Origin of the sequence: Flammeovirga kamogawensis (assembly GCF_018736065.1) — a bacterium.
GTDB classification, from domain to species: Bacteria; Bacteroidota; Bacteroidia; order Cytophagales; family Flammeovirgaceae; genus Flammeovirga; species Flammeovirga kamogawensis.
Genome location: NZ_CP076128.1, coordinates 3626692 through 3652420, shown reverse-complemented (window position 1 = coordinate 3652420; position 25729 = coordinate 3626692). Strand labels below are relative to the sequence as shown.

Annotated in this window: 20 protein-coding genes and 2 tRNA genes; 15 read left to right on the top strand and 7 right to left on the bottom strand. The window is 29.8% G+C overall.

Annotated elements, in window-relative coordinates:
- Positions 1-152: 152 nt before the first annotated feature.
- The 5 genes from KM029_RS14700 (at position 153) to KM029_RS14680 (ending at position 2523) form a co-directional block, all read left to right on the top strand.
- Positions 153-1073, top strand: a complete 921-nt coding sequence (locus tag KM029_RS14700) for a CPBP family intramembrane glutamic endopeptidase (protein ID WP_144073973.1) — start codon at positions 153-155, stop codon at positions 1071-1073.
- Positions 1074-1078: 5 nt separating this feature from the next.
- Positions 1079-1294 (top strand): putative signal transducing protein, encoded by a 216-nt coding sequence (locus KM029_RS14695; RefSeq protein ID WP_144073972.1) that lies wholly within the window; start codon positions 1079-1081, stop codon positions 1292-1294.
- On the top strand, positions 1278-2117 hold the full coding sequence (locus KM029_RS14690) for a phosphatidate cytidylyltransferase (protein WP_144073971.1): 840 nt from the start codon (positions 1278-1280) through the stop codon (positions 2115-2117). The genes KM029_RS14695 and KM029_RS14690 overlap by 17 nt, the downstream gene beginning before the upstream one ends.
- Positions 2118-2192: 75 nt before the next feature.
- Positions 2193-2277 (top strand) — tRNA-Ser (locus KM029_RS14685).
- Between the two features lie 161 nt (positions 2278-2438).
- Positions 2439-2523, top strand: a tRNA-Ser gene (locus tag KM029_RS14680).
- A 64-nt stretch (positions 2524-2587) separates the two neighbouring features.
- Here KM029_RS14680 and recG read toward each other — a convergent pair.
- The gene (gene recG / locus KM029_RS14675) at positions 2588-4699 is read right to left on the bottom strand and encodes an ATP-dependent DNA helicase RecG (RefSeq protein WP_144073970.1); all 2112 of its coding nucleotides are present in this window, start codon (positions 4697-4699) and stop codon (positions 2588-2590) included.
- Between the two features lie 123 nt (positions 4700-4822).
- Here recG and porU2 point away from each other — a divergent pair, with 123 nt between their 5' ends.
- Entirely contained in the window at positions 4823-10102 is a 5280-nt protein-coding gene (porU2, locus tag KM029_RS14670; RefSeq protein WP_144073969.1) for a putative type IX secretion system sortase PorU2, read from the top strand.
- 10 nt (positions 10103-10112) lie between these two features.
- On the top strand, positions 10113-11780 hold the full coding sequence (locus KM029_RS14665; RefSeq protein WP_144073968.1) for a phosphoethanolamine transferase: 1668 nt from the start codon (positions 10113-10115) through the stop codon (positions 11778-11780).
- Here the strand turns inward: KM029_RS14665 and KM029_RS14660 are convergent.
- Positions 11772-12326 carry a hypothetical protein gene (locus tag KM029_RS14660; protein WP_144073967.1) on the bottom strand — a complete coding sequence of 185 codons (555 nt, stop codon included), beginning with the start codon at positions 12324-12326 and terminating at the stop codon, positions 11772-11774. The genes KM029_RS14665 and KM029_RS14660 overlap by 9 nt on opposite strands.
- Positions 12327-12672: 346 nt before the next feature.
- On the opposite strand from KM029_RS14660, the gene KM029_RS27040 reads away from it, so the two are divergent.
- On the top strand, positions 12673-12801 hold the full coding sequence (locus KM029_RS27040) for a hypothetical protein (RefSeq protein ID WP_260412680.1): 129 nt from the start codon (positions 12673-12675) through the stop codon (positions 12799-12801).
- A gap of 96 nt (positions 12802-12897) precedes the next feature.
- Here KM029_RS27040 and KM029_RS14655 read toward each other — a convergent pair whose 3' ends face one another.
- Positions 12898-13635: a polysaccharide deacetylase family protein gene (locus tag KM029_RS14655; RefSeq protein WP_144073966.1), complete on the bottom strand. Its 738-nt coding sequence runs from the start codon at positions 13633-13635 to the stop codon at positions 12898-12900.
- Here KM029_RS14655 and KM029_RS14650 point away from each other — a divergent pair.
- Complete coding sequence (locus KM029_RS14650; RefSeq protein WP_144073965.1) at positions 13634-14299, top strand: hypothetical protein; 666 nt, start codon at positions 13634-13636, stop codon at positions 14297-14299. The two genes, KM029_RS14655 and KM029_RS14650, sit on opposite strands and share 2 nt — an antisense overlap.
- A gap of 52 nt (positions 14300-14351) precedes the next feature.
- Here the strand turns inward: KM029_RS14650 and KM029_RS14645 are convergent, their stop codons facing one another.
- The 4 genes from KM029_RS14645 to dacB all read right to left on the bottom strand — a co-directional run bounded on the left by KM029_RS14645 (position 14352) and on the right by dacB (position 20579).
- On the bottom strand, positions 14352-15209 hold the full coding sequence (locus KM029_RS14645; RefSeq protein WP_205125414.1) for an IS3 family transposase: 858 nt from the start codon (positions 15207-15209) through the stop codon (positions 14352-14354).
- A gap of 20 nt (positions 15210-15229) precedes the next feature.
- Positions 15230-15658 carry a transposase gene (locus tag KM029_RS14640; protein ID WP_205125413.1) on the bottom strand — a complete coding sequence of 143 codons (429 nt, stop codon included), beginning with the start codon at positions 15656-15658 and terminating at the stop codon, positions 15230-15232.
- Between the two features lie 97 nt (positions 15659-15755).
- Complete coding sequence (locus KM029_RS14635) at positions 15756-18845, bottom strand: tetratricopeptide repeat protein (RefSeq protein ID WP_158631069.1); 3090 nt, start codon at positions 18843-18845, stop codon at positions 15756-15758.
- Between the two features lie 279 nt (positions 18846-19124).
- Positions 19125-20579 (bottom strand): D-alanyl-D-alanine carboxypeptidase/D-alanyl-D-alanine endopeptidase, encoded by a 1455-nt coding sequence (gene dacB / locus KM029_RS14630; RefSeq protein WP_144073963.1) that lies wholly within the window; start codon positions 20577-20579, stop codon positions 19125-19127.
- Positions 20580-20708: 129 nt separating this feature from the next.
- Here dacB and KM029_RS14625 point away from each other — a divergent pair, with 129 nt between their 5' ends.
- The 6 genes from KM029_RS14625 to hpf all read left to right on the top strand — a co-directional run bounded on the left by KM029_RS14625 (position 20709) and on the right by hpf (position 25347).
- The gene (locus KM029_RS14625) at positions 20709-21692 is read left to right on the top strand and encodes a PhoH family protein (protein WP_144073962.1); all 984 of its coding nucleotides are present in this window, start codon (positions 20709-20711) and stop codon (positions 21690-21692) included.
- Positions 21679-22344, top strand: coding sequence for a rhomboid family intramembrane serine protease (locus KM029_RS14620; RefSeq protein WP_144073961.1), 666 nt, complete (start codon positions 21679-21681; stop codon positions 22342-22344). The genes KM029_RS14625 and KM029_RS14620 overlap by 14 nt, the downstream gene beginning before the upstream one ends.
- Before the next feature lie 72 nt (positions 22345-22416).
- Positions 22417-23493 carry a potassium channel family protein gene (locus KM029_RS14615; RefSeq protein ID WP_144073960.1) on the top strand — a complete coding sequence of 359 codons (1077 nt, stop codon included), beginning with the start codon at positions 22417-22419 and terminating at the stop codon, positions 23491-23493.
- Positions 23494-23627: 134 nt separating this feature from the next.
- Positions 23628-23822: a 30S ribosomal protein S21 gene (gene rpsU / locus KM029_RS14610; RefSeq protein WP_126615986.1), complete on the top strand. Its 195-nt coding sequence runs from the start codon at positions 23628-23630 to the stop codon at positions 23820-23822.
- Between the two features lie 124 nt (positions 23823-23946).
- Positions 23947-24840, top strand: a complete 894-nt coding sequence (locus tag KM029_RS14605; RefSeq protein WP_144073959.1) for a tyrosine-type recombinase/integrase — start codon at positions 23947-23949, stop codon at positions 24838-24840.
- A gap of 192 nt (positions 24841-25032) precedes the next feature.
- Entirely contained in the window at positions 25033-25347 is a 315-nt protein-coding gene (gene hpf / locus KM029_RS14600; RefSeq protein WP_144073958.1) for a ribosome hibernation-promoting factor, HPF/YfiA family, read from the top strand.
- The last annotated feature ends 382 nt before the right edge of the window (positions 25348-25729 follow it).

Sequence of the window (25729 nt, the reverse complement as noted above, 5' to 3'; positions counted from 1 at the left end):
AAAAGTATCTTTGCTACATATTAGGAAACTCCCTATAAACCAATTCGGTTCATAATTTCCTAATTATGAGTATGTTTTGTAACAACTATTAGGAAATACATCCTTTCAGTTTGAATTGCAAATTTATAAGAATTCGATAATAGACCATAGAAATGAATCAAGATCCGTTCAATTATTTTAAAAAATTTCTTTTTCTGATCTTATTTATCATCGCTTTTACATTTATTGGGCAAGCAGTAGTTGTTGCTATTTTACTTCCAATATATGACTTTGATGTAACTGCAATATTTAATAGTATATCAGCACAAGACAATAGAACTATAATGTTAATAGTTCAAGGAATATCTGCACTTTTTACCTTTATACTAGGACCTATTGCTTTTGGTTTTTGGTATGATAAAGCACTTCTAAATACATTAAGAAATACTTTAGTAGCAGATAAGAAGCAATGGGTAATTGCTATTTTTATAATTATAGCTTTTTTGCCTCTTGGGTCTGCATTACTAGTTTGGAACCAACATATTGATTTCCCTTCGAGTTTAGCCTCATTAGAAGCTAGCCTTAAGGCAAAAGAAATTCAACTAGCTCAATTAACTGTATTCTTAGTAGATTTTCAATCTACAGGAGAGTTCTTATTAGGGTTACTTGTAATTGCTGTTTTTGCTGGAATTGGAGAAGAATTAGTTTTTAGAGGTTTTCTACAAAGGTATTTAGAAGGTATATTTAAGAATGTCCACGTAGGAATATGGCTTACTGCTATCATATTTTCTGCTATTCATATGCAATTTTATGGTTTCTTTGTAAGAATGTTCTTGGGAGTTTTACTAGGATACTTATTTTTGTGGTCGGGAAGAAGTTTGTACCCTTCCATTATAGCCCATATTACAAATAATGCACTAACAGTTATTGGTGTTTATTTTAATAAAGAAGAATTACTAAAAGAAATGGCGAATCCTTTTGCTGCTGAGGCTCCTGAGTGGTATATCGTTATTTTGAGTAGTATTCTAGCAATAGCACTATTAATGTATTACAGAAAACTCTATTTGAACAAAACAGAATATTCACTAAATTGAGGACTATGGCAAAAACTAATTGGGAAAAAGTATTCTCTAGCGATCAGTTATACCAAGCTGAAATTGTAAAAGAAACTTTAAATGAAAGAGGCATTAATGCCGTTATTTTAGACAAAAGAGACTCCTCTTATAATGCTTTTGGTTATAGAGAGGTCTATGTTGATAAATCAGTTGCTGAGCAAGCAACATTAATAATTAAGCAAGATGTTCAATTTGAATAATCGCTCCGAATTAACCCAAAGAGTTATTGTCGGATTTTTAGGCGGAGTAGGAATGATAGGAGCCATATATTTTGGTGCCTGGACCTATTTCGGCTTATTCCTTATAATCAGTGTAGCTACAATGTTAGAATTTTATAAGCTACTAAGATTAGAGGAACACTTACCATTAAGAACTTATGGAACACTTCTAGGGATTCTTATTTACTGTCTTACATTCTTTATTGAATTAGATATGATATCTTCTAGATGGATGTATCTAGTTTTTGTAGGGTTTTCTTCTGCATATCTTATCAAGTTATACAGTAAAGGAGATAAAATGCCTTTTAAAAATTTGGCTTACACATTTTTAGGAGTGATGTACGTTGCAGTTCCGTTTTCATTAATACATGCATATGTATTTTTTGATACTAGATACCATTACGAAATTCTAATTGGTGCTATGCTTATTCTATGGGCAAATGATTCTGGAGCTTATTTTTCTGGAAAAACATTTGGACGTAGAAAATTATTTGAGCGTATTTCTCCAAAGAAAACTTGGGAAGGTAGTATTGGAGGAGCTGCACTAGCAGTAACTGTTAGTTTAATATTCTCACATTTTTATACTTCCTTAGAAGCATGGAGATGGGTTACTATTGCTATTATTATTGTAGTTACAGGTACTTATGGCGACTTAGTCGAATCTCTTTTTAAGAGAAGTATGAGTATAAAAGATTCTGGAACAACACTTCCTGGGCATGGTGGATTTTTAGATAGATTTGATGGTTTATTATTATCTGCACCATTTATTGCAGCTTTTTTGAAAATATTCCCTCCAAATCTTTAAAAAAAGAATAAAATATTTGGTAGTTATATAAATTACCTACATATTTGCACCCGCTATCACAAAAAGATAGCATATAGAGAGTTGGCAGAGTGGTCGAATGCGGTAGTCTTGAAAACTATTGTACCGCGAGGTACCGGGGGTTCGAATCCCTCACTCTCTGCTGAAAAAGGCATCAAATTTTAAAATTTGATGCCTTTCTTTTTATATAATTATTCCAAGAAGTAATTTTATTATATTTTTATAATAATTCTCCCTCAATAATTTGGTTGTTAAATAAATTACCTACATATTTGCACCCGTTATCACAAAAAGATAGCACATAGAGAGTTGGCAGAGTGGTCGAATGCGGTAGTCTTGAAAACTATTGTACCGCGAGGTACCGGGGGTTCGAATCCCTCACTCTCTGCTGAAAAAGGCATCAAATTTTAAAATTTGATGCCTTTCTTTTTATATAATTATTTTTATTTAGGTTAACTGATTCTACTCCAATTTGTAGAAGACTTTTTCACTAATAAACTCTGTTGATGTTTTATCAATTGGTTTTCTTCTTTCTGCAAGTCAGGATCTTCATCAAGTATTTTTTCTGCAATACCTCTCACTTCTTGTAATAAAGCCGCATCTGCTCCAATATCTGCATGTCTTAAATCAAGAACTCCACTTTGTTGTGTTCCTTCTATATCACCCGGTCCACGTAATTTTAAATCAGCATCAGCAATTTTAAAACCATCAGTTGTGTCTACCATTGTTTTAATTCTCACTTTACCATCTTTAGATAGTTTATCACCAGTCATTAAAATACAGTACGATTGCTCTCCACCTCTACCTACACGCCCTCTAAGTTGATGCAATTGTGCTAAACCAAATTTCTCTGCGTTTTCAATAATCATAACCGTAGAATTAGGAACATTCACACCTACTTCAATTACAGTAGTTGCTACCATAATCTCCGTCTTTCCTTCAGCAAAACGTTGCATTTCCGCATCTTTATCAGCTGCTTTCATTCTACCATGAACTACGCTCACTTTATAATCAGGAAAAGCTCTCGTTACACTTTCATATCCTGACATTAAATTTTGATAATCGAGTGTTTCTGATTCTTCAATCAAAGGATACACAATATAGACTTGTCTACCTAATTCAATTTGTTCTTTTAGAAAACCAAAAACACGTAAGCGCCCTTTTTCGAATTTATGCCATGTAATAATCGGCTTTCTACCAGCAGGTAATTCATCTATAACAGAAACTTCCAAATCACCATAAACAGTCATTGCTAAAGTTCTTGGAATTGGTGTTGCTGTCATAACTAACATATGTGGTTTTGCTTTACTGCTCTTTTTCCATAAAGCAGCACGTTGAGCAACTCCAAATCTATGCTGTTCATCAATTACACATAAACCTAAATTGTAAAAATCTACCTTGTCCTCAATAAGTGCATGTGTTCCCACAATTATCTTTAAAGAGCCATCTCTAAGAGTTTCATCAATTCTTCTTCTAGTTTTAGTTTTTGAAGACCCTGTGAGCAACTCAATAGTAACTCCCATTGCATCTGCAAACTCTTTAAGTCCATTATAATGCTGTTGAGCTAAAATTTCTGTAGGAGCCATTAAAGCTGATTGAGCATCATTATCAAGAGTCATAAGCATGCACATAAATGCCACTATAGTTTTACCACTACCAACATCACCTTGTAATAATCTATTCATCTGATAGCCACTTCGCATATCATTATAAATTTCTCTAATTACTCTTTTCTGAGCACCCGTTAAATCAAAAGGAAGGTGATTATTAAAGAAATCATTAAAGGTTGGAATTGTTGTGAATATTTGCCCTCTATATTTATCAGTCCTTTTCCCTACTTTAGAAGCAATAATTTTTAATTGAAGATAAAACAACTCTTCAAATTTTAACCTTTTCTTAGCTTGATTAAGTGTTTCTGTATTCTTAGGAAAATGAGTCCATGCCACGGCCAACCCTTTTGATATTAGATTATGTTCTTTAATCAAATATTCTGGTAAAGTTTCTGAAATATTATGGTAGACTTTTTCTAAAAGAGTTCTTGTTAATTTAGCTAATACCCTACTATCCACTTTCTTTGTCTTCATTTTTTCTGAAGTGTGATACACGGGAACCAACCCTCCTGATGTAGATTGAGGTGTCACACTACTAGGATCGTATTCATCTAATTCTGGATGCGAAATGGAAAATTTAAAACCATAACGCTGGGGTTTGCCATAAGCTATGTACCACATTCCAACTTTCAGTGATTTCTCTACCCACTTTGCTCCTCTAAACCAAACAAACTCCATTTCTCCAGTTTCATCAGAAAATGTAGCTACCAAACGCTTACTTCTACCTTCACCAATAGAATTTACAAACGTAAGACGACCAATCATCTGAACATAAGCTGTATCAGTTACTACTTCATTAATTTTATAAAAGCGAGTTCTGTCTTCATGACGAAAAGGGTATTGTTCTAATAAATCACCAAAAGTATACACTCCCAACTCTTTATTTAGAATTTCTGCACGAACAGCTCCTACTCCTTTTAAAAACTCAATTTTAGTATCAAAAATATTATTCACTTGATTGGCCTAATTTTTTCGGTAAATATATACGGTCTACACTCCGAAATTAGTGTATTATTGTCAGATTCTATTAATTTTAGATATAGGCTTTTTAATTAACTCATTATTCGAACTTATCATATGCGATTTTTCGTACTCTTTATATATTTAATTTTTCTATTCATTCCAAAAACATCTATTGGTCAAGGCTCCCAAATGGATAGAATTAACACATGGAGAAACCTTGTTAATGGCAAGCGTTTTTATAGAATGGAGGTAAGAGAAAATGGTATTTATAGATTAACTTATTCTGAATTAGGAAATGAAGTTACTTCTCAAAATCCTCGTAATTTTAGAATGTTTAGAAGAGGGCAAGAAATTGCTATTCACATTGAAGGAGAATCTGACGGCAGCTTTGATACCGGTGATTATATTGAGTTTTATGGAGAACCAAATGATGGACAAACCGACCGTTATTTATTTAGAGATACTACAGAACTGTACAACCCATATCAGCCTATATATTCTAAAACCGCTGTTTATTTTTTAAGTATTGATGTGGTTAATATCAGTACACCACCAAAAAGAATAGAAACCTTAAATGCAGATCCTAGTGGTGCTAGTTTAGTTACTGAACATTGGTATACAGAAACTTACATTAAAAAAAATGCTAGTGAGCCTAAAAGAAATTTTGATTTAAGAACTTCTTTTAGTCAAGGAGAATCTACAAATGGTAGTGATAGAACATCTTTTAGTAGCTCTTTTAGGGGGCCTAGATCTTGGACTACTTATAATCCAGATAAAGAGCCACAAGCAACAACTTTCCAACTACAAGTAGAAGATCTAAATGAATCATCAACTTCATTTTCAGCAACTTTAGAATCAAGAGTATTAAATTTTTCTTCTAACCAAGCACTATTTAATTTTAAAGCTGGTAACTCAATTTATCCTCCATTCACAATAAATGAGTATGAAGTTAGCAAAGAAATCTCTTTAGAACTAGACCTATTGGATTTTGGGAGTGGTAATCAAGGAACTGTTGTTGTTATAAGTGATAGTAATACCGGCTCAAAACCTACTGATATCAATCAGCAAGGAATTATGTATTTTACTTTGACTTACCCACAATTACACTCATCAATAAATAATACTGATAAAAAATTCTTTTTGTACTCAGATATAAAAAAGAAAATTACTGCTCCATCAAGTAATTCCAGCAATTTTTATAATATAAATAACCCATATTCACCTAGTTTGTATGCAAAAAATAGTACTGGTGGTAATTATGAATGTGTCATTGATGCAAACAACAATAATAAAAAAGCTGAGATATATTTTAGTGCTTCTTCAAAATCAGTAAGTAATTTAGTTAAAGCAGAATTTGATCTTACAAATTCCACTTTAAATTATAACTACTTAATTATTTCACATAAAGAATTAATGAAATATGAAGCTGTAACTTCTTATGCCAATTACAGAAAGTCACCTACTGGCGGTAGTAACAACGTATATATAGCCGAAATTAATAAATTATACAATACTTTTTCTTGGGGAGAATACACTCCTCTTGCTGTAAGAAATACTATTGACCTCCTTAGAAATGAGAGCCTAAATAATGTATTAATTTTAGGCAAGGGGTTAGATTTAAATGATGATCCCTATGAAAAAACATATACTCAAGAAAGGGGAAAGCACTATATACCAACATTTGGATATCCTGGTGCAGATAATGCTTATTCTATGGGTTTTGATGGTAATGAATTAGGTGTAGTTCCAATTGGAAGAATAGCTGCTATAACCTATGATGATATTATCAATTACCTACAAAAAGTACAAGAGCACGAAGCTCTAGAATTTGATGCTTTATGGCGTAAAAAGGCTCTACATTTAAGTGGAGGAGCTACCGCTAGTCAACAAGAAAAATTTAAAGGTATAATAGATAACTATAGTGCAATTTTTATAGATACATTAGAAGGAGGAACTGTTGAAACTGTTAGTAGAGAGAGTGATGGCGTTATTGAGTTTGTAGATGTAACAAAGGTAGTTAATCAAGGTATAAGTCTAATGACTTTCTTTGGTCACTCTTCTGCAGAGTCTGCCGATATTGATATAGGATATGCTAGTGATCCAACTAAAGGCTATGCTAATCAAGGTAAGTATCCATTTATATTAATGAGTGGATGTGGTGGTGGTAATTTATTTACTACAAGTAAATCGTGGGGAGAAGATTGGATTGAAACTCCTAATAAAGGAGCAATAGGTTTTATGGCAAAATCAGGTTTAGGTAATAGTTATGAATTAGAAGTATTTGGTGATAATTACTATGAAGCTACTTATAAAGATGAAATTGGAAAAAGTATAGGTTATCATATTTTAAAAACACATGAAAAATCTTTAGAGGGGAACCCTTCTTTACCTAGAATAGCAACTGTAGAACAGTTTGGATATCAAGGTGATCCATTTATTAAGATATCTCCATCTAAAATTGATTTTTCAATAAATACAAAATCAATAAAAACTAAACCCCAATCATCAAATACCATAAACTCAGATGATGATTTCTATACTTTAGATTTTACTATTGATAATTTAGGAAAAATAGATCTTAGTCGAAATAAATTATTTATTGAAATTAAAAGACGATACCCATCAGGAGAACTTTCTAAATCAAATTTTATAACATCAATTACTCCTCCATTTAATTCAACCCCTATTTCATTAAAAATTTTAAACTCTGAAGAAGATAAATCAGAAGGAAGTGGTTTAAATAATATTATTATTATTATTGGTTCTGACAGTACAGAGAATGGCGTAACAACAACAGATCCCGATTATGAGAATACATTATCTAATAATAGTTATTCTTTCTCTCAAGAATTTGTAGAGGATAAAGTATCTATATTATATCCCAAAAATGAATCTGTTATTCATGATTCAAATATAAAGTTTAGTATTTTTGATTATAGTTTCATTAAAAAAGATCACTCATTTATATTAGAAATTGATTCTGACTCTACATTTTTTAATAAATCTTCTATTGAATTAACTGGTAACCAACTTTTAGAAACATCAATAAACCTAAGAGATTTACCATCTTTAAACATACAAGACACGACTGTAATATATGCACGTGTTAAATTTAAAGATCTTAAAGATGCAACGTGGGAAACAATATCATTTACGTATTTAAATAAAAATAATGGGTTTGGTTGGATGCAAAGTGATTATTATCAAATGAATTCAAATAATAGACGTGCATTAAACCTTGAGGAAAAAAATGATAAACTAAAATGGACATTTCCTAATAATAAAGTTGAGATAAATGTCAAAACTACAGGAGCTAGTGATTTTTCATATAAAGTTACTCTTAATGGGGACACATTAATTACAAGTAAAACTTGCTTAAAAAAATATAAAACTGAAGCTTTAATTTTTATGATTTTTGATCAAGCTTCAGGAGAAATTATTCCTGCTGATGCTTATTGGTGGGCAAATAGATATTGTGGTCCAGGTTATCCTAGTGTTTCTATTAAATTAGGTTCGGAAGATTTAAATCGATCTGGCTACCAAGGTAATATTAATGATGAAGATTACCCAATTGAACCTATTACTAAATATGGACCTTATTCTCTTTTCCAATATCCAAAAACACAATATTTAAAAGATGGGGATTATATTTTAGCATTCTGTGCTGGTAATTTTAACTTTAATCCAGACACTACTAAAAAAGAAGACCTAGATGCTTATAGATTAAATATGGAAGCTATGAGAGTTGCAGGTTTTGATATAGATGCTTTAAAAAATTTACCTCCTGGAACACCTTTCATTGGTTGGTTAAAATTTAAAGACCAGAGCTTCATACCTCAGGTTAAATATGGATCTGATACTATGAAGGAATTAGAATCAGATTTTTCAATACAACCAAATATTACAGAAGGATTCATAGATAGTTCTCCCATTGGTCCCTCAAATAATTTTGAGAGACTTTGGATTAATGTAGATAATAGTAATGGAAATATTATTAATACTGTTCAAGGTTTAGATTTGCTTAGTGATGGCACATATCAGAGTACAGATCTTTATACATTTAATAGTGGCACTTCGTCTCAAGGAATTGATTTACAGTCTGAAATAAATAATATTAATCAATATAATTTAATTAGAATTCGATCTAATTTAGTAAGTAACAATCTAATAACGCCAATACCACCACAGTTAAAAAATTGGCGAGTTTCATATGCAGAACTTCCTGAAGGTGTAATAATATATAATAATCTAAATGATAATTCGACTACACGTACTATTCAACAAGGTGAAGAATCTAATTATAATTTCACCTTCAAAAATATTTCTTCAAAGGCTTTTTCTGATAGTTTAATTACCACTATAAACTATCAATCATCGTCTAATACATACTTAGATTCAATAGTATTACCACCAATTATCTCTAGGGGAGAATATAATATTACTTACAACCCAAAAAATTGGGAACAAAAAATTATTGGAGAAACTAATCTTACGTTCTTCGTCAATCAAGATCAAAAACAATTAGAGAATTATATTAATAATAATTATGCATATGGAAAAATGAATGTATTAAGTGATTCAACTAATCCAAATATTGAGGTCTTATTTGATGGAGATAGAATAATGAATAAGGATATCGTATCACCTAGTGCTTCAGTAACAATCAGTTTATTAGATGAAAATCCATATTTAAACCTAGAAGATTATTTTAATACTGAAAATAATAGCTTGTTAAAAATTTATTTGAGTGCTGAAGTTACAATAGATAATAATGAAAAGTCATCAGTAGATTACATTTTAATTGAACCAACATCGTTTGATATAAAGACAGTAAAAGGACAAAATCAAATAATAGCAAGTTTTAATATAAATGAAGCAGTTCCTGATAATTTATTAGACATTGATAATTTATTAAAGGCAGGAGAATACACACTTAGAGTTGAAGGAAGTGATGTAACTGGAAATGTAATTGGAAAAGGATCTATAGAAACCTCCAATAAAAGACCTTTTCTTGAAGTCTCTTTTAAAATTGATAAAGAAGCAGGAATTACTAATATATATCCTTACCCTAACCCATTCTCCGATAAAGTTAAATTTGTTTTTCAAATTACAGGAATAGAAGTTCCTATGCAGATGAAAATTCAAATTATGACGGTCACTGGTAGAGTTGTAAAAGAAATATTTCAGGATGAACTTGGACCAATAAGAATAGGTACCAATATTTCTGAATATGCATGGGATGGGAAAGATGAGTTTGGGGATCAACTAGCTAATGGCGTGTATTTATATAGAGTAATAATTCCTCAAAAAACAAATAATGAATTTAAACATATAGAAACATCTAAAGACAATTTATTTAAACAAAACATTGGTAAATTATACCTCTTAAGATAGTAATGTAATTATGTCATTTAAATTAAAAGGTTTTTATATATTTAAGATAATTTTTATTTCATTTATTATCTATTTAGCATTAGCAAGTTACGATTTAGGATGGCTAATTTTAAGTGAAAAAATTCATGTTAAGCAGTTAAATACAATGAGAGTACCATTACATCCTCTCTTTGGTTCTTTATTGTTACTCTTATTATTACTTAATTTACTAATCATAAATCTACCTATTTTATTTATCATAATTTCTGTTCCTTTAATTATCATTAATACGCTAGGTATAATTAATTATACAATTAATTTATCTCCATTAAATCCTGAAATAATATATGCAATAATAAATAGCAATATCTATGAATCATATGAATATATTGAACAATATATAGTTACAATTACGGTAGTAATTTCCATACAATCATTCCTTTATTATTTAATAATTAAAAATTATTATTTAATCATAGATTTTGGTAAAAAAATAATTTACAAATTTATATCAACTACATTATTAATCTTCTCATTTAGCTTAGTTTTATCTTATCATTACTTAGAAATTAGAAATTTAAACTATCCATTATCTATCGTTGAATCACTTAGGGATTTACACAAAGAATCTTCAAAAAATAATAAGCGCGAAAAAAAAATTAATGAATATCCTTTAGATGTTACTCTTAATAATAATATTAATACTAACATTATTTTAGTTCTTGGTGAATCATCAAGGAAAGATCACTGGGGTATATATGGTTATAAAAATAACACAACTCCTTTCTTATTTAAAAAAGATATCATAAAATATAATAACACAATTTCAAATGCAACTAATACATATAGGTCAGTACCTCTTATTTTAAGCAAAGCATTATCCACTTCATTCAATGATATTAATAAAGTCCCATCAATCTTATCTTACTATAGAAAAGCTCTATACACAACATTTTATCTTAATTCAGGTCCGAGACAAAATTTTAGGTTAGACTTATCTATATTAGATAGTTACAAATACGAAAGCAACGAATATTTTTATGCTCCATATATTAATAATCATATAGGAACTGCTTATGACAATCAATTAGTCAATAAGCTAAAACAACTCATTAAACAAAATAAAACAAGTTCAAATTTATTCATACTTCAATGTTCAGGTAGTCACTTAAATTACAAAAATAGGTACCCAAAAGAATTCATCAAATTTACAAATTCAGATATTAATAGTATTAATGAATATGATAATAGTATATTATATACCGACTATGTTTTAAATAATTTAATAACCTTTATTGATAAATCAACGAAACCATCAATATTAGTTTACGTATCTGATCATGGAGAAAACTTATTTGATGATAGAAGGCAATTAGGAGGGCATGGAGGTTTTGCTACCCGTTACCAACTTGAAGTGCCATTATTTTTCTATCCTAATAAACGTTATATAAATACTTATTCAGAAAAAATAAAAAACATCAAAAAAAATAAAAATATTTTTTTTGAAACTCAATATTTATTTCACACATTATTAGACATTGGGAATATTAATTCTCCAGATTTAGTTGAAGAATACTCCCTTACTTCAAATTACATATCTTTGCCTAAAAAACACCTTATATACGATCCTACTTTTTCTGAAAAGAATATTATTTCTTATCAAAATGTATTAAAAAGAGACTCCTTATTCTTAAAATAATTTTTCGATATACGATAACTTCATAGAATGAATATTATGAAATTCATAATAACTCTTACTCCACCTAATCAATTGATAAAAAACAATAAATAAAACAATAAATAAAACAACTCTATATTTTAAATATATTTTTTGGAATACATACAAAATAAAAATGAGAATAAATGGATATGTTATTGATGAGAATCTTTCAGCCTCTTGTAAACCTCCTCCAAATACCTTATAGAACGGTGTCACTATCATTAAAAAAAAGTATGTAAAGATCATAATTTTAATACAAATCCATTCTTTAGATCTACCAATTGAGATAGTCAATATTATAAAAATCAAACAAATAATAGGTATAATGAATGTAGGTGTGCTAGTTATTATACTAATTGGAAAGAACCAACGAATTAAAACAAAAGAATACTCATTAATATTATTAATAATTATTTCAATATTACCTGAATTAAAATGATCTCTTGCCCCTAAAAGAATCAAGGTATAAATATTCCAAGTAATACCTACTGATGAAGTAAGGATAAAATGAAAAAATAATTTCATCCTTAATTTGGGAAATAGAAAAATACTTGATAACCATAAACCTATCCATAAATAAAAAGTCGCAATTCTCTGTAAGGGTAATAGAATACCAATAAAAGTTGATATTATTAAAGAGGTATTAGTAACTTCGGACTTTAATAATTTAAAAAAATTATCTAAATAAATTAACAATAACGCGGTAAAAAGCATCTCAGACCAAAGAAATTTATAATCTAAAAATAATGGTACTGAAAAAAGCATACCTAATACAGATACTCTAAAAAATAATATATTTAATATTTGTCTAGCATACTTTAATGTTAGAAAATTTATTATGAATAAGCTCAAAGTATTAATTATAATAATATTGACTCTTATAGAAAATGGTAATATTGATAATACAAAAGGAAAGAAGGGTGGCCATAAAACAAAGTCACTTCCATCAGGATTTTTAAAAGTTAAATCCTTAGTAAATGATTCGGAAGCTGAAATGTAATAATTTGAGTCAAAATCAATTCCAATTCCAAAAAATAATAACTGAGTTAAATAAATTAAAGTTATTATTAATGCTAAAAAAAATATATTATTCTCTTTATAAAAGTTCTTCAAAAGTTAAAAATTTAAGGTTATTCTTTTTTGATAATTCAACTACTTTATATAAGTATTCTTTGCTTATTTCATAATTCAAAACAGTATCTGAAGATACAGGTTTATGTGCATACAACATCAAAACTAAATTATCATTTACTGCCTTTTTCATAGCACAATCTAACATTTGAATCGTTACATTAGAATTTCTATCTATTCCTAATGCTGAAGTTCGTTTATCAACTTGACCTATTTCATGATAAATATTTAATTTTGTCAAATCATTTTGACCAAACCTAGGGGTCACATTTCTTGTAAAATCAAAGAATTGTAATAATATAAGATCCGTAAACCAATATTTAGATCCATAAGGATAAGCAAAACTTTTAGGGTTAAATCCTTTTAATTTCATATCTCTTAACCCTTTAAATATTTCATTATTGAAGTATTCTTTGTATGTTTTTTCTTTAATATAATATTCCGAAACAACATGCATTGTTCCGTGAAATCCAATTTCGTGACCATCATTTTCTAGATCCTTTAAGTAAAGTATTTCTTCAATTGAGAGATTTTCGCTCCCAGTAATAAAAAAAGTAACTTTAACATTATTATCTTTAAAATACTGTTTTAAAGAATACCATTCCTTTACAGTTTTATCATCAAAAGATAGACAAATTCCTGCTGTTTTTGTTTCACAAGAAAATGTTAAAAATAATATTACAAATAAAAAAAACTGCTTCATGAAAATTTATATTTTAATATTTTCATCATTTATATTCACTTCTTGTACAAAAGATTACAAACAAGAAATTTGGAGCCATAGAGTTAACGATCTTTCTAGGATTAATAATCTAAAAAATAAATGTCATGGATTTGAAATTGATATTTATTATGATTCATCATCACAATTAACATACTTAATTCATGATAACTTCTCTAAAGAAAAATTATCTCAAAGAAATACTATAAATGAATTAAAAAAAATTCATTTTAATAATAATAGTCTATGGTTTGATCTTAAAAATAACTCAATTAAAAATCAGGGTAAAGCTTTAGCTTCAATTATTGAAAATTTAAATAAAATAAAGATCAAAAATATTTATATCGAATCTTATTATCCAAAAATTCTAAAAAAAGCATCTAGAGCTGGTTTTAAAACTTTATTTACATTTACACCAAGAAAACTAAATAAGATACAGCTACTCAGAGAGTATTTTTTTATTAAAAGATCTAATATCGATGGATTAGCTATTCATTATAAATACTTACTTAATAATAAATTATATTATCGAGATATTCCAATCTTTACTTTCACTGTAAATAATAAAAACGAAATTGATTCAATTACAGCTTTGCGTTTACCTGTCAAAGTAATTTTAACAGATTCTTTAAACTGGTCTAATTAATAATCTTAGATTTTAATGTCTAGTCCGTCCATAGCGTTACAGATTTAGACTATTATATATTGATAGCATCGAGTGTAGACTCGGTGCTATTTTTACTTTTATAAGTTCTCATTTTTATTTCACTTTGCTGATGCATCTCAACAGGTGTCTTCATATAATTACTCCAATGAGGCCTTTCATTATTGTAAATATATACAGATTCTCTAATAAATTTATTCATTAAATCGAGATCATTAATTTTTATTCCTAAAATAAATTCTTGCTTAAGAATTCCGTTTATTCTTTCTGCTACCGCATTTTGATAAGGATCGTAAGATTCCGTCATCGAGCACAATACTTTATTTTCCTGAAGATGTCGTTGATACTCGTGACTACAATATTGTAATCCTCTATCTGAATGGTGTATCATTGGTAAATCAACATAGTTTCTATTTTTCAGTGCTTCTTTTAATGCTGCAATAGCTCCATTTGCATTCAAACTATCTGATACGTTTAACCCCATTATTTTCTTAGAATAAGCATCTGTTACCAAGGAGAGATACATTGGGTTACTTCGCTCACCTATGTAAGTTATATCAGAAACTAATACTTGTTCAGGTCTATTTATTTCCAAATGCTCAATAAGATTTTTATGCTTTTTAAATCTGTGATGAGAATTTGTAGTGACATGATATTGTTTTTTAGGCTTGATATCGAGTCGATTAGCCCTCATGATATCAAAAAGCTTATCTCGACCTACATTTAGTAATTGCAATTCAGGAAGAAGTAATTGATATAATTTCCTTGTCCCTATTTTAGTTTGCTTCAAACGAATTCTTTTCACTAAGTCTACTACTTTAGATGCAATACTATTATTCTTTTTTACTTTCCTTTTTGAACGATAATAAATTTGTCGATTTAACCCAAGCAATTCACAAGTCGGTTTGACTCCTATTTTTTCTTCTTTTTTGAATTGGTCAACTGCTTGGGTAAAGACTTTTTTCTAATAGGAATATTAAACTCATCCTCAGCAATATCGATCATCATATCAAAGAAAATTGCTTTTTTATCTGTTACGTAGAGTTGTTTTTCTAAAGAAGCTTTTTGCTTCTCTAATAATAGAACTTTTTGTTCTAGCTCCATTAATTTTTGTTCTGGTGTCTTTCCCATTTTTAAATCAGATTTATTATCCCAATCTAAATTACCATACTTTCTTATCCAAGTACGGATGGTACCATGACCTTGTATTCCATATTTAAGTCTGGCTGCCGTTATACCAATTTCCCCTCGTTCCACTTCATCTACAACTTGTAATTTAAAAGAGTAGCTGTAATCTTTTTGTGTACGTTTAGTGTACTGATATTCTTGATCTTCATTCATAATGTTACGTTTTGTGTAACACTAATTCAGGACGAGACATAATAAACAAAAAAAGCGACCATTAACTGATCGCTTTATAATTATCTTTTTTTTACTTTTAAAGTCTTACCCCTAAAATAGTAATATCATCACGCTGAGGAATCTCACCCATATGATCTGCTAAAGATTTTTCTAAAGCTGATTTTTGTTCGAGCATAGGTTTCTCCGCATTGGCTTGTAAAATATCTATTAACTGTACTTTACCAAACTTACGGCCTCCTTTATTATTTTGATCTTGAAGACCATCAGTAGTTAAATACACAGAAGATCCCTTGACTACATCGATTACCGTATTAGAGAAACTAATTTTAGATGATTTACGACGGTGAACACCACCTACTGATTTATTATCACCTTTGTATTCAATTAACTGCTCGTTACCTGGTTCTTTAATGTACAATGGTCTCTTAGCTCCTGAGAATACAACTCTATCGTTACCTGTTAAAGATCTTTCAATCATACAAAGACAAACGTCCATACCATCATCATTACTCTTATTTTCTTGATGAAGGGCATCGATTACACCTTCGTTTAGCATGTCTAAAATCTTTGCAGGATCATACGTTTTCTTCTGATTAATAATCTCATTCAATAATGTGTTACCAATCATAGACATGAATCCACCTGGTACACCATGACCTGTACAATCTAAAGCTGCAACAAATATTCTTTCTGTAATATCTGTTTTAGAGAAGTTAGACCCTGAAACCATATCTTTACGTTCATCTATTTTAGAGAACCAATAGAAATCTCCAGATACAATATCTTTAGGTTTAAAGAATACAAAGTTTTCTAGTAAACCTGTCTGAATTTTTGCATTTGAAGGAAGAATGGCTCTTTGAATAGTCTGAGCATATCTAATACTATCTGTAATGTGCTTGTTTTGATTTTCAATTTCTTGATAAGCATTCGCATTTGTCAAGGCAATAGATACATAAGATGCTAGCGTTCTCAAAATGTTTAACTCATTTCGAGTATATGCATTCTTTTCATAACTCTGTACAGTAAGTACTCCTAAAGATTCACCAGTAATTAATGGAATATAAACTAATGATTTAGGTTCTTCTGAAGTTCTGAATTCAGGCTTTTCTCTTAAAAAATTATGAATTTCATTTTCATAATCATTTATTACAATCTCTTCACTAGACTTATAACTAAGAACAGATAAGCTATTCTTTTTCTCAATATCATAACTGAAAAGAGGAAGTGTTAAACCGTTTTCTAAGAAATTGATATACTCAATCTTCTCATATTTCTTTCTATAAATACCAATACCAAATACCGCAGCATCCATTAAAGTATTTACATAAGCATAAGCTGTCCAGTTAATTGATTCAAGATCAAGAATTGCTGTAATTTTCTGACCAAACTCTGATAGTACTTGAATGTTACTATATGCTTTTTCTATTTGTGTTTTTGCTGAAACAAGCTCATCTCTTTGCTTTTCAATTTCTAGGTTCTGACCTAAAATTTCTTCGTTTTTAGATGCAAGCTTAACATTCTTATTACGGTTTTGAACATAACCTGTAATAATCATTGCTAATACGATGAATAACATGATAAACATTGCAATAAATACTTTTTTCAAAGTTTCTTGCTCACGAATCAAGTTATCTTGAAGCTGACGTTCACGCTCTAAAAGTTCTAATTCTTGTTCTTTTTGTTTCGATTTTGTTTCGTTTTCTTGTAGACGTAACTCGTTAAGTTTCTTTGTTCTTTCTAACTGATCAATTTCCTTAGATGATTTTTCAGCTTGAAGAGCATTCATTGTTAGCAATAAATCTTGCTCTTGTTGTTTCTGCTCTAATTCTTTTTGTCTAAGCTGACTTTCCTTTAAATATTGATCTTGTTGTAGTAATTCTAAGTCTTTCGCTTTACGAGCATTTTCTTCTTGTAAACGTTTCATTGATGCCTCTGCTACCTTACGGTCCATTATTAAGAGGTCAATTTCTTTCTCTTTCTCCTGGGCTGTAATACGAGCATTTGTTACTTCTTTCAGTTTTCTTCTCTCTACAGCTAGAGTACTATCTTTTAAAGCAATCAAACGTTTAGTTGTATTGAATGCTCTTTTATAATCATTTGTTTTTACATATACCTCTGCAATCTGGCGGTAGTTTTTCTCCATTCGAGTAAAATCACCTGCTTCTTTAGCATACTGAGAACTTTTTTCAAAATACTTTCTTGCTTCAGCATAATTACCTTTACCTAAATACACTGTTGCTTTATAAGAGTAAGCTTGAGCAATAGGCCCTGGTTGACCTTGCTTTATACGAATTGACAATACTTGGTCGTATGCTTTTAAAGCTTCAGAATAACGCATATTCTGATTCGAAAGCGTACCAATATTCGTCAATAATGTAGTATTCTGAGATTCTGGTTTACCGTACTTTCTATTTACCTCTAATGCTAATTGAAAGTATTTAAGTGCTTTATCTCTTTTATCTAATTTCTCAAAACAAACACCAATATCATTTAAAGGAACGTGAGAACCTTCTTCGTCATTAAGTGTTTCTTTGTTAGCAAGAATCTGAAAGTTAATATCTTTTGCTTCTTCATAGTTAGCTCTACGCATTTCAATAGAAGCAATTTTACCTAAAGTGGTATTATGAGACTGTAAATCATTTTTGTTATTATGTAAAACGTATCGTCCATTATAGTACTCGGCACTTTTTCTAAAATAAACTAACGCAGATTCATAATTTCTCATTTTAAGAAATGAATTACCTAGTAACGTCCATATTTCGCTCTGACGTTTTTGATCATCCATTCTTTCTGCAACCTTCAAAGCTTTTAACTCATAATTAATTGCATTATCATAAACACCCCAATCTTGATAAAGGAAACAGATTTCTCCATATGCATTATACAATGGGATATCTTCATTTTCAGACTCATATATTTTAATTGCCTTAATACCGTATTCAATGGCTGTATCAAATTCTCTTTTTAATTTATACATCATAGAATACACCAATAAAGCGTCTGCTTTACCTAATGGATAGTCAACTTTTTCAGAAATTTTCAATGCTAATTCTGCAGATTTCTGCATAGAATTGAAATTACTTCTATCAAGTTCTAAACGTGATAATTTAATTAGCTTATCTACCTTACTTTTTCCATCAGACATAGTTGAAATTTGCTTTTTCAACTCATTAACATTCTGTGAATAAGATAAATTTGTAAAAAAAAGTAGCCCAATAAGTACTAAAAATATTTTTGTGATTTTTATATCAAACATATGCCGAGTTAGTCTAAAATCTTAATACGAATAGAGTAAATTTTAAAAAAATTGGATATTTAACACCGAATTAGCGAAAAAAATACAGTTATTCCTGTAATGTACATAACATTATATAATCATTCCAAGTAAATATTTAATTATAAATAGTAGACAATAAAAATGCCATAATGTCAACTTGAATTAATACTATTTAGCCATAATATCCATCAACGGTTCCAAAGCTTTTCTCACTTGTTTACTTTTACATGAAAAGTTATTAACAATTACTGTAAAAACTAACGTTTCTTTACTGCTTGTTTTTACAAACCCTGCATAACTTCTTACCCTTCTCATAGAACCACTCTTTCCTGTCACTTTTCCTTTTGCTGAATTATATCTACAAAAGTACTTTAACGTTCCTGAAGTTCCTGTAACTGCGAGAGATTTAAAAAATGATGGATACACAGTTTCTTTTGTCATTAACCCTAAATACTGTGTCATGTGTTTTGCAGAAAAAGCCCCGAAAGGTGACAATCCACTCCCATCTTCTAAAAATAAACCTTGAGTATCAACCCCTACTTCTTCAATACAACTTAATAATGTGGAAGTTATATCTTCAGGAAGTATTGATCCCGTCTCATTAATACTAACGGTCTTTATGATCGCTTCCGCATATAAGTTGATACTTTTTTTATTTGTTTTATTAATTATCCAAGATAAATCATGCGAAAACACACTACAAAGAGGTTTTACTACAGGCAATTTATTTTTATCATATACTACTTCTATCTCATTTTTATCAAGATCTATACCCTGGGATATTAAAGTATCTGCTAAAATCCACCCTGCATGATAATCCGGATTTGTTATCCCTCCTTTTACTTTAAAAGAAGATCTATTAGGAGGTAATGTTCCTCTTATAATGTGGCTATCAGAATACGGTGAAGAAAATATAAATGAATTATCTCCTGTTCCTTTTTTTCCCGCTAAAACTTCGGATTCGACTTTTAAATAAGGTGTTTTGGGATTGATATCAACGATGGATGCAACTTGACCTTCATTTCCTGTTTTTAAATACAAATAATACATATTATCATTTATATTAAGTGATGCTACTCCAGCTCCGTAATAATTCCCAAGATCTTCCCAAACCCATTTTGGAGGGGTAGTCACTTGTCCGTATAAACTTGCATCAATTATCACCTTACCAGTAATTTTTTTCAAACTAGGTATAGAAGCCACTATGGCACTGTCTAAACTTCTTAATTGTAAAGTTGGATCTCCAGCTCCATGAATTATTAAATCGCCATCTAACACCCCCTCAGTTATCTGCCCAGAATAAGATACTTTAGTTTCATATTTAAAGGCTTCACCAAGTTTTTTTAAACCAATACCTGTTGTAAAAAGTTTAGTTATTGAAGCTGGCGTTAAAGATGTCTCCTCATTATAACCATATTCTAATGGTTTACCTGAAAGGGACTTCACATGAAAAGAAATTGAACCTCCTCTCATCCAGTCACTTTCTTGTATAGTGTTAACAGCTTCTTTTATTTGTTGATATTTTGATTGAGCATCTACTTGATTATCAAAAAAGTAAAAAATGACGTAAAAAAATAATACCTTAATAGTAGTATTTAAGTGGAGTTTTCTAAAAATAGACATGATGTTAACTTCGTTTATATGGCAATTTCTAGGTAAATTTGAGAATTACAAGCAAATACTTGATACATTTTATTGAAAATTGCTGTAACTAAAGAAAAGAACAAATAATCATATTTAAATAATATACATTTGATAGAGAAAGTAATCCCTTTAGAAGATGTCGCTCTAGTCGATTTCTTAGGTGTTGACAACAGCAATATCAAAGAATTATCTACAGCATTCCCTAATAGTAAAATTATTGCTAGAGGTAGCGAAATAAGAATACAAGGTGCTAGTGCTGAAATAATTAGAGTACATAAAGCTATAAACGAACTTTTAATACATTATAGAAAGTTTGGAAAGGTAACAGTAGATAATATACTTGATTACGTTGAAATGAATGCAGACTTACAAGATGCAGACGTTAAAGACGAAATTCTCCTTTATGGTGCAAAAGGTATTGCTATTAGACCCAAAACAAGTAACCAACAAAAGCTTGTTGATGCTGTAAAAAAGAATGACCTTGTTTTTGCTCTCGGGCCTGCAGGTACTGGTAAAACATATGTTGCAACTGCTTTAGCAGTAAAAGCACTTAAAAATAAGCAAGTAAAAAGAATTATTATATCTAGACCTGCTGTAGAAGCGGGAGAAAGTTTAGGTTTCCTTCCTGGAGATTTAAAGGATAAAGTTGACCCTTATTTACGACCTATTTATGATGCATTAGATGACATGATCCCATCGGAAAAATTAAAATTCTATATGGAAAATCGTGTTATCGAAATAGCGCCATTGGCCTACATGAGAGGTAGAACATTAAGTAATGCATTCGTATTACTTGATGAAGCTCAGAATACAACTGAGATGCAAATGAAAATGTTACTTACTCGTTTAGGGTTAGACTCTAAAATGATTATTACAGGTGATATTTCACAGATAGATTTACCACCTAGGCAAAGATCTGGTTTAGTAGCTGCATCTAAAATTCTTGATAACGTAACAGGTATTAAAGTACTCCATCTTACACAAAAAGATGTTGTTCGTCATCGCCTTGTTAAAAATATCATTTCTGCATATCAAAAATCAGATGACCGTAAAAAAGCTATAAAAGAAGAAAATAGAAATGAAAATAAATAGAGGTTTAAAAATAACGCTTCTATTATTGGCTATTGCTTGGCTTCTGAAGATCATTGAGTGGTCTTTAGAAGTCAATCTTTATCATCTTGGTATTTACCCTAGAAATCGTTTAGGTTTTTTCGGGATATTCTTTTCTCCCTTTATTCATGGAGGTTTAAAGCATATAATTTCAAATAGTTTCTCCTTTTGTATTCTATGCTTTTCACTTTATCTCTTTATCCCAAAAATTGCAACTAAAGTACTTATACAACTAGCTTTAATAAGCGGATGTATGGTTTGGTTTTTTGCACGCCCCTCTTTTCATATAGGTGCAAGCGGTGTTATATACGGAATTGCTTCTTTTTTATTTTTCCTTGGTATTTTTCAAAAAAATCCAGGTTCTTTAATTATTTCACTTTGTATTGCTGTATTGTATCAAGGTATGCTTACAGGCTTAATTCCTAATGAGCAGGGTGTATCTTGGGAGTCTCACTTATCTGGTAGTATTGCAGGGTTGATATTAGCCTATTATTACAAAAATATCGAAACAGAATTTTCTCAGAAAAAAGAAATTAAAATTGAAGATGATTTTAGTTTTGAAGGATATCGAAATATTGAAAATAAAACATTTGTATATAAATACACAGACAAAACAAATAAAGTTAAGGATTAAAGAATTTCGTTTTCTACCTTTCTGATTATACATTTATAGCAAACCAATAAATAGACAACAGATTTACTAATAATGATATTTAATTTTTTTAGACAACTTCAACTACATAAAAACAGTGATGTTTATAAAAGACTAAAGCAAATTATACTTTACACACTAGGTATAAATATCTTATTTGCAGTTCTTTTTAAAAACATAGAACACGTTTCTTGGAACGAAGCAATTTGGCAAACTTGGCAGACAGCAACTACTGTTGGATATGGTAATAAACCTGCAGAAACACTTGCTGGTAGAATTATTACAATGCTACTTAGTACAGTAAGTATTGCATTTGTAGGGGCATTATTTGGTGCCGTATTTGACTATAAAGAACATCACAAAACACAAAAAAGATTAGGCTTTATGAACAATCCATATAAAGACGGTTACGTCGTATTCAACTTTCCTGGAATAAACATAGCAAAACATTTTATTGACGAATTAAGAGCTGTAGAACGTAGTGTAGGGATTTGTTTTGTAGATAATCATATAGAAGCACTTCCAGATGAAATTGCCTCTCTTCCTAATATCCATTTTTTAAAAGGAAGTCCATTACAACAACAAACTTATACCGATGCTCAGGTAAATAAAAATAAAACAATTATTGTATTCCCTGTACATCATAAAACATCTACATCTGATGGTAGTACCAAAACTACAATCGATCTTTTAGAACGCTTTATTACAAGTTCTACTAGAATTCTTTTTGTTTTAGTAGATCAATCTAATGCATGGATGTTTGATACTAATAATGCTACACATGTAAATGCAGACCTTTCTATATTAGCTATTGTACAGGAATGTCAAGATCCTTATTCTGCTAAGGTTATAGAAGATCTACTCTATAACACTCAAGGAGCAAACCCTATGACTGTGAAAGTAAATAAGTTAGCAGGCATATCTTGGAAAGATTTTCAAATTAACATGATGCATGTTTTATCAGATTATAAATTTGATTGTAATGTACTCTCTATCATAAGAGACGGACAGAGTAATTCGTGTCCAAAACCCTCTGAAACACTCGAAAAAGGGGATTTATTATCAATAGCTACCTATGATGAATTCCCTTGGGATGATTTTGAAGAGAAAATATTAGAACTACAATCTTGATTCTCAATAAGAATCATTTAGAAATCTTCTTGAATATTTTTAGGTTTCACTTTCCTTTTATCTAAAACTTATTTATATTTGCGATCCGAAATCATGAATTGAATTTGAAAAAACCTTCATAAAAGGAAAATATAATGATCGAAATTAAAGTAAAAGATAACGAGTCTATCGACCGTGCTCTTAAGCGTTTCAAAAAGAAATTTGAGAGAACTAAAGTTCTTCGTGAATTACGTGGTCGTGCGTATTACGAGAAATCTTCTGTAACTGACAGAAAGAAAGCAATCAAAACTGCTTACAAAATCAAAATGAGAACTGAGCAAGGAGCTTAATCTTATTTTGTATTCTCTTAAAAAAAGCCTATCAATATTATGTATTGATAGGCTTTTTGCGTTTTAAATTTTCAAATTTTCAATAAAAACCGTATTTTGTTTCTTAGAGGACAGAATTCAATTTATGATAACACCATTTCAATCTTTTTTAAATCATTTACAGTTCGAAAAGAATGTAAGTAACAATACACTTACTGCCTACAAAACGGACATACTTCAGTTTGATACTTTTATTAAGCAAGAAGATAATACAAGCACCTTAGAAGGTGTAAAAAAAGCTGAAGTGAGACTTTGGATTAGTACTTTAATGGAAGAAGAATTAAGTACACGAAGTATTAATAGAAAAATGGCCTCTCTAAAAAGCTTCTATAAGTATCTTAGAAAAAGAGATATTATAGAAGTAGACCCTTCAAAATCTATTCATGCCTTAAAAACTCCTTCAAGACTTCCACAAAGCGTAAAAAGTACTGAGATGAATCATCTACTTAATGATGAAGTTTTTGAAAATACTTTTGATGGAATCAGAGATAAATTAATTTTTGAGTTTCTTTATGGAACTGGTTTGAGGTCTTCGGAGTTATTACAAATAGAAATTAACGCTATTGATTTCTCTAGTAGTACTGTTAAAGTACTTGGTAAAAGAAATAAAGAAAGAATAGTCCCCTTACACACGCAATTAATACAACAATTAAAATATTACCTTGATCAGAGAAAAAAACACGACACCCAAAACCTCTTTATTACCGAAGAGGGTACCCCCTTGAAATATCAACAACTTTATCACCTTGTAAAAAGGTATTTAAAGGAAAATACAACAGTTGGAAAAAAATCTCCACATATTTTAAGACATTCTTTTGCTACCAATATGCTTGAAAATGGAGCTGCTCTAAATGACATAAAAGAGTTACTTGGACATGCTAACTTATCTGCAACTCAGATATATACACATTCATCTTTATCAAGGATGAAAAAAGTACATGCACAAGCACATCCTAGGTCAGGAAAAAAATCTACTTAAAAATTAGTAAAATGTGGGATTTTGACACAACCAAGTCAAAAAATAATCGTACATTAGAATAGAAGTTAACGGTTATTTTGAGCTTTTAGTCGCACCTCTTTTGGTGCCCAAAATGTACATTTTAAATGTAATAACACAACATCTTTTTTTTTAAAATTGAATCTTTTCATAACACTTTAAAACAGTAAAAATATGAAACTCGACATCCAATCAATACATTTCACAGCAGATCAAAAATTAATTGATTTCATTGAAACAAAAATAAATAAATTAGAAACTTTTTACGATCGATTCGTTGACGGAGAGGTTTTCTTAAGAGTAGAAAAAAACAGTGACAATAGTCGAGATAACAAAGTTGTAGAGATTAAATTAAATATCCCTGGTGATACATTAGTAGCTAAAAAACACGGAGTATCATTCGAAGCAGCTACAGATGATGCAACTGAATCATTACGTCGTCAAGTAAAGAAATTTAAAGAAAAATTATTAGATAAATCTGGAGCTTAATTCTCCATGCTTTTAAAATGTACATAGACTAAAAGTATATTATACATAAAAGATGTTTAAAAAGGGTCAATCTCAATTGAAGAGGTTGACCCTTTTGGTATAAAAAACCTCCACATTTCGTAAAACAAAATGGGAGGCTCAGTAAACGAGGATATAAATAATACCTTTGGTTACATTGAAAGTATCAACTCTAGAAATTTAAAAGGTGTAAAATCATATTTCTAGACGTAGAATTAGTATCAACGTTTACCAATAATATTCTATGTGATTAATATATTTGGTTTATCATAAAAACATAGTACAATTACCTGTGTATTTACGATTGATAACTCAATGGATAACTATATGATCACATATCAATAATAAATATTATTTAGTCTTC

Coding starts and splice junctions, on each gene's coding strand:
- KM029_RS14700 (WP_144073973.1), top strand. CDS start 153: ATGAATCAAGATCCGTTCAATTATTTTAAAAAATTTCTTTTTCTGATC.
- KM029_RS14695 (WP_144073972.1), top strand. CDS start 1,079: ATGGCAAAAACTAATTGGGAAAAAGTATTCTCTAGCGATCAGTTATAC.
- KM029_RS14690 (WP_144073971.1), top strand. CDS start 1,278: ATGTTCAATTTGAATAATCGCTCCGAATTAACCCAAAGAGTTATTGTC.
- porU2 (WP_144073969.1), top strand. CDS start 4,823: ATGCGATTTTTCGTACTCTTTATATATTTAATTTTTCTATTCATTCCA.
- KM029_RS14665 (WP_144073968.1), top strand. CDS start 10,113: ATGTCATTTAAATTAAAAGGTTTTTATATATTTAAGATAATTTTTATT.
- KM029_RS14660 (WP_144073967.1), bottom strand. CDS start 12,326: ATGAAATTATTTTTTCATTTTATCCTTACTTCATCAGTAGGTATTACT.
- KM029_RS14650 (WP_144073965.1), top strand. CDS start 13,634: ATGAAAATTTATATTTTAATATTTTCATCATTTATATTCACTTCTTGT.
- KM029_RS14655 (WP_144073966.1), bottom strand. CDS start 13,635: ATGAAGCAGTTTTTTTTATTTGTAATATTATTTTTAACATTTTCTTGT.
- KM029_RS14640 (WP_205125413.1), bottom strand. CDS start 15,658: ATGAATGAAGATCAAGAATATCAGTACACTAAACGTACACAAAAAGAT.
- dacB (WP_144073963.1), bottom strand. CDS start 20,579: ATGTCTATTTTTAGAAAACTCCACTTAAATACTACTATTAAGGTATTA.
- KM029_RS14620 (WP_144073961.1), top strand. CDS start 21,679: ATGAAAATAAATAGAGGTTTAAAAATAACGCTTCTATTATTGGCTATT.
- KM029_RS14615 (WP_144073960.1), top strand. CDS start 22,417: ATGATATTTAATTTTTTTAGACAACTTCAACTACATAAAAACAGTGAT.
- rpsU (WP_126615986.1), top strand. CDS start 23,628: ATGATCGAAATTAAAGTAAAAGATAACGAGTCTATCGACCGTGCTCTT.
- KM029_RS14605 (WP_144073959.1), top strand. CDS start 23,947: ATGATAACACCATTTCAATCTTTTTTAAATCATTTACAGTTCGAAAAG.
- hpf (WP_144073958.1), top strand. CDS start 25,033: ATGAAACTCGACATCCAATCAATACATTTCACAGCAGATCAAAAATTA.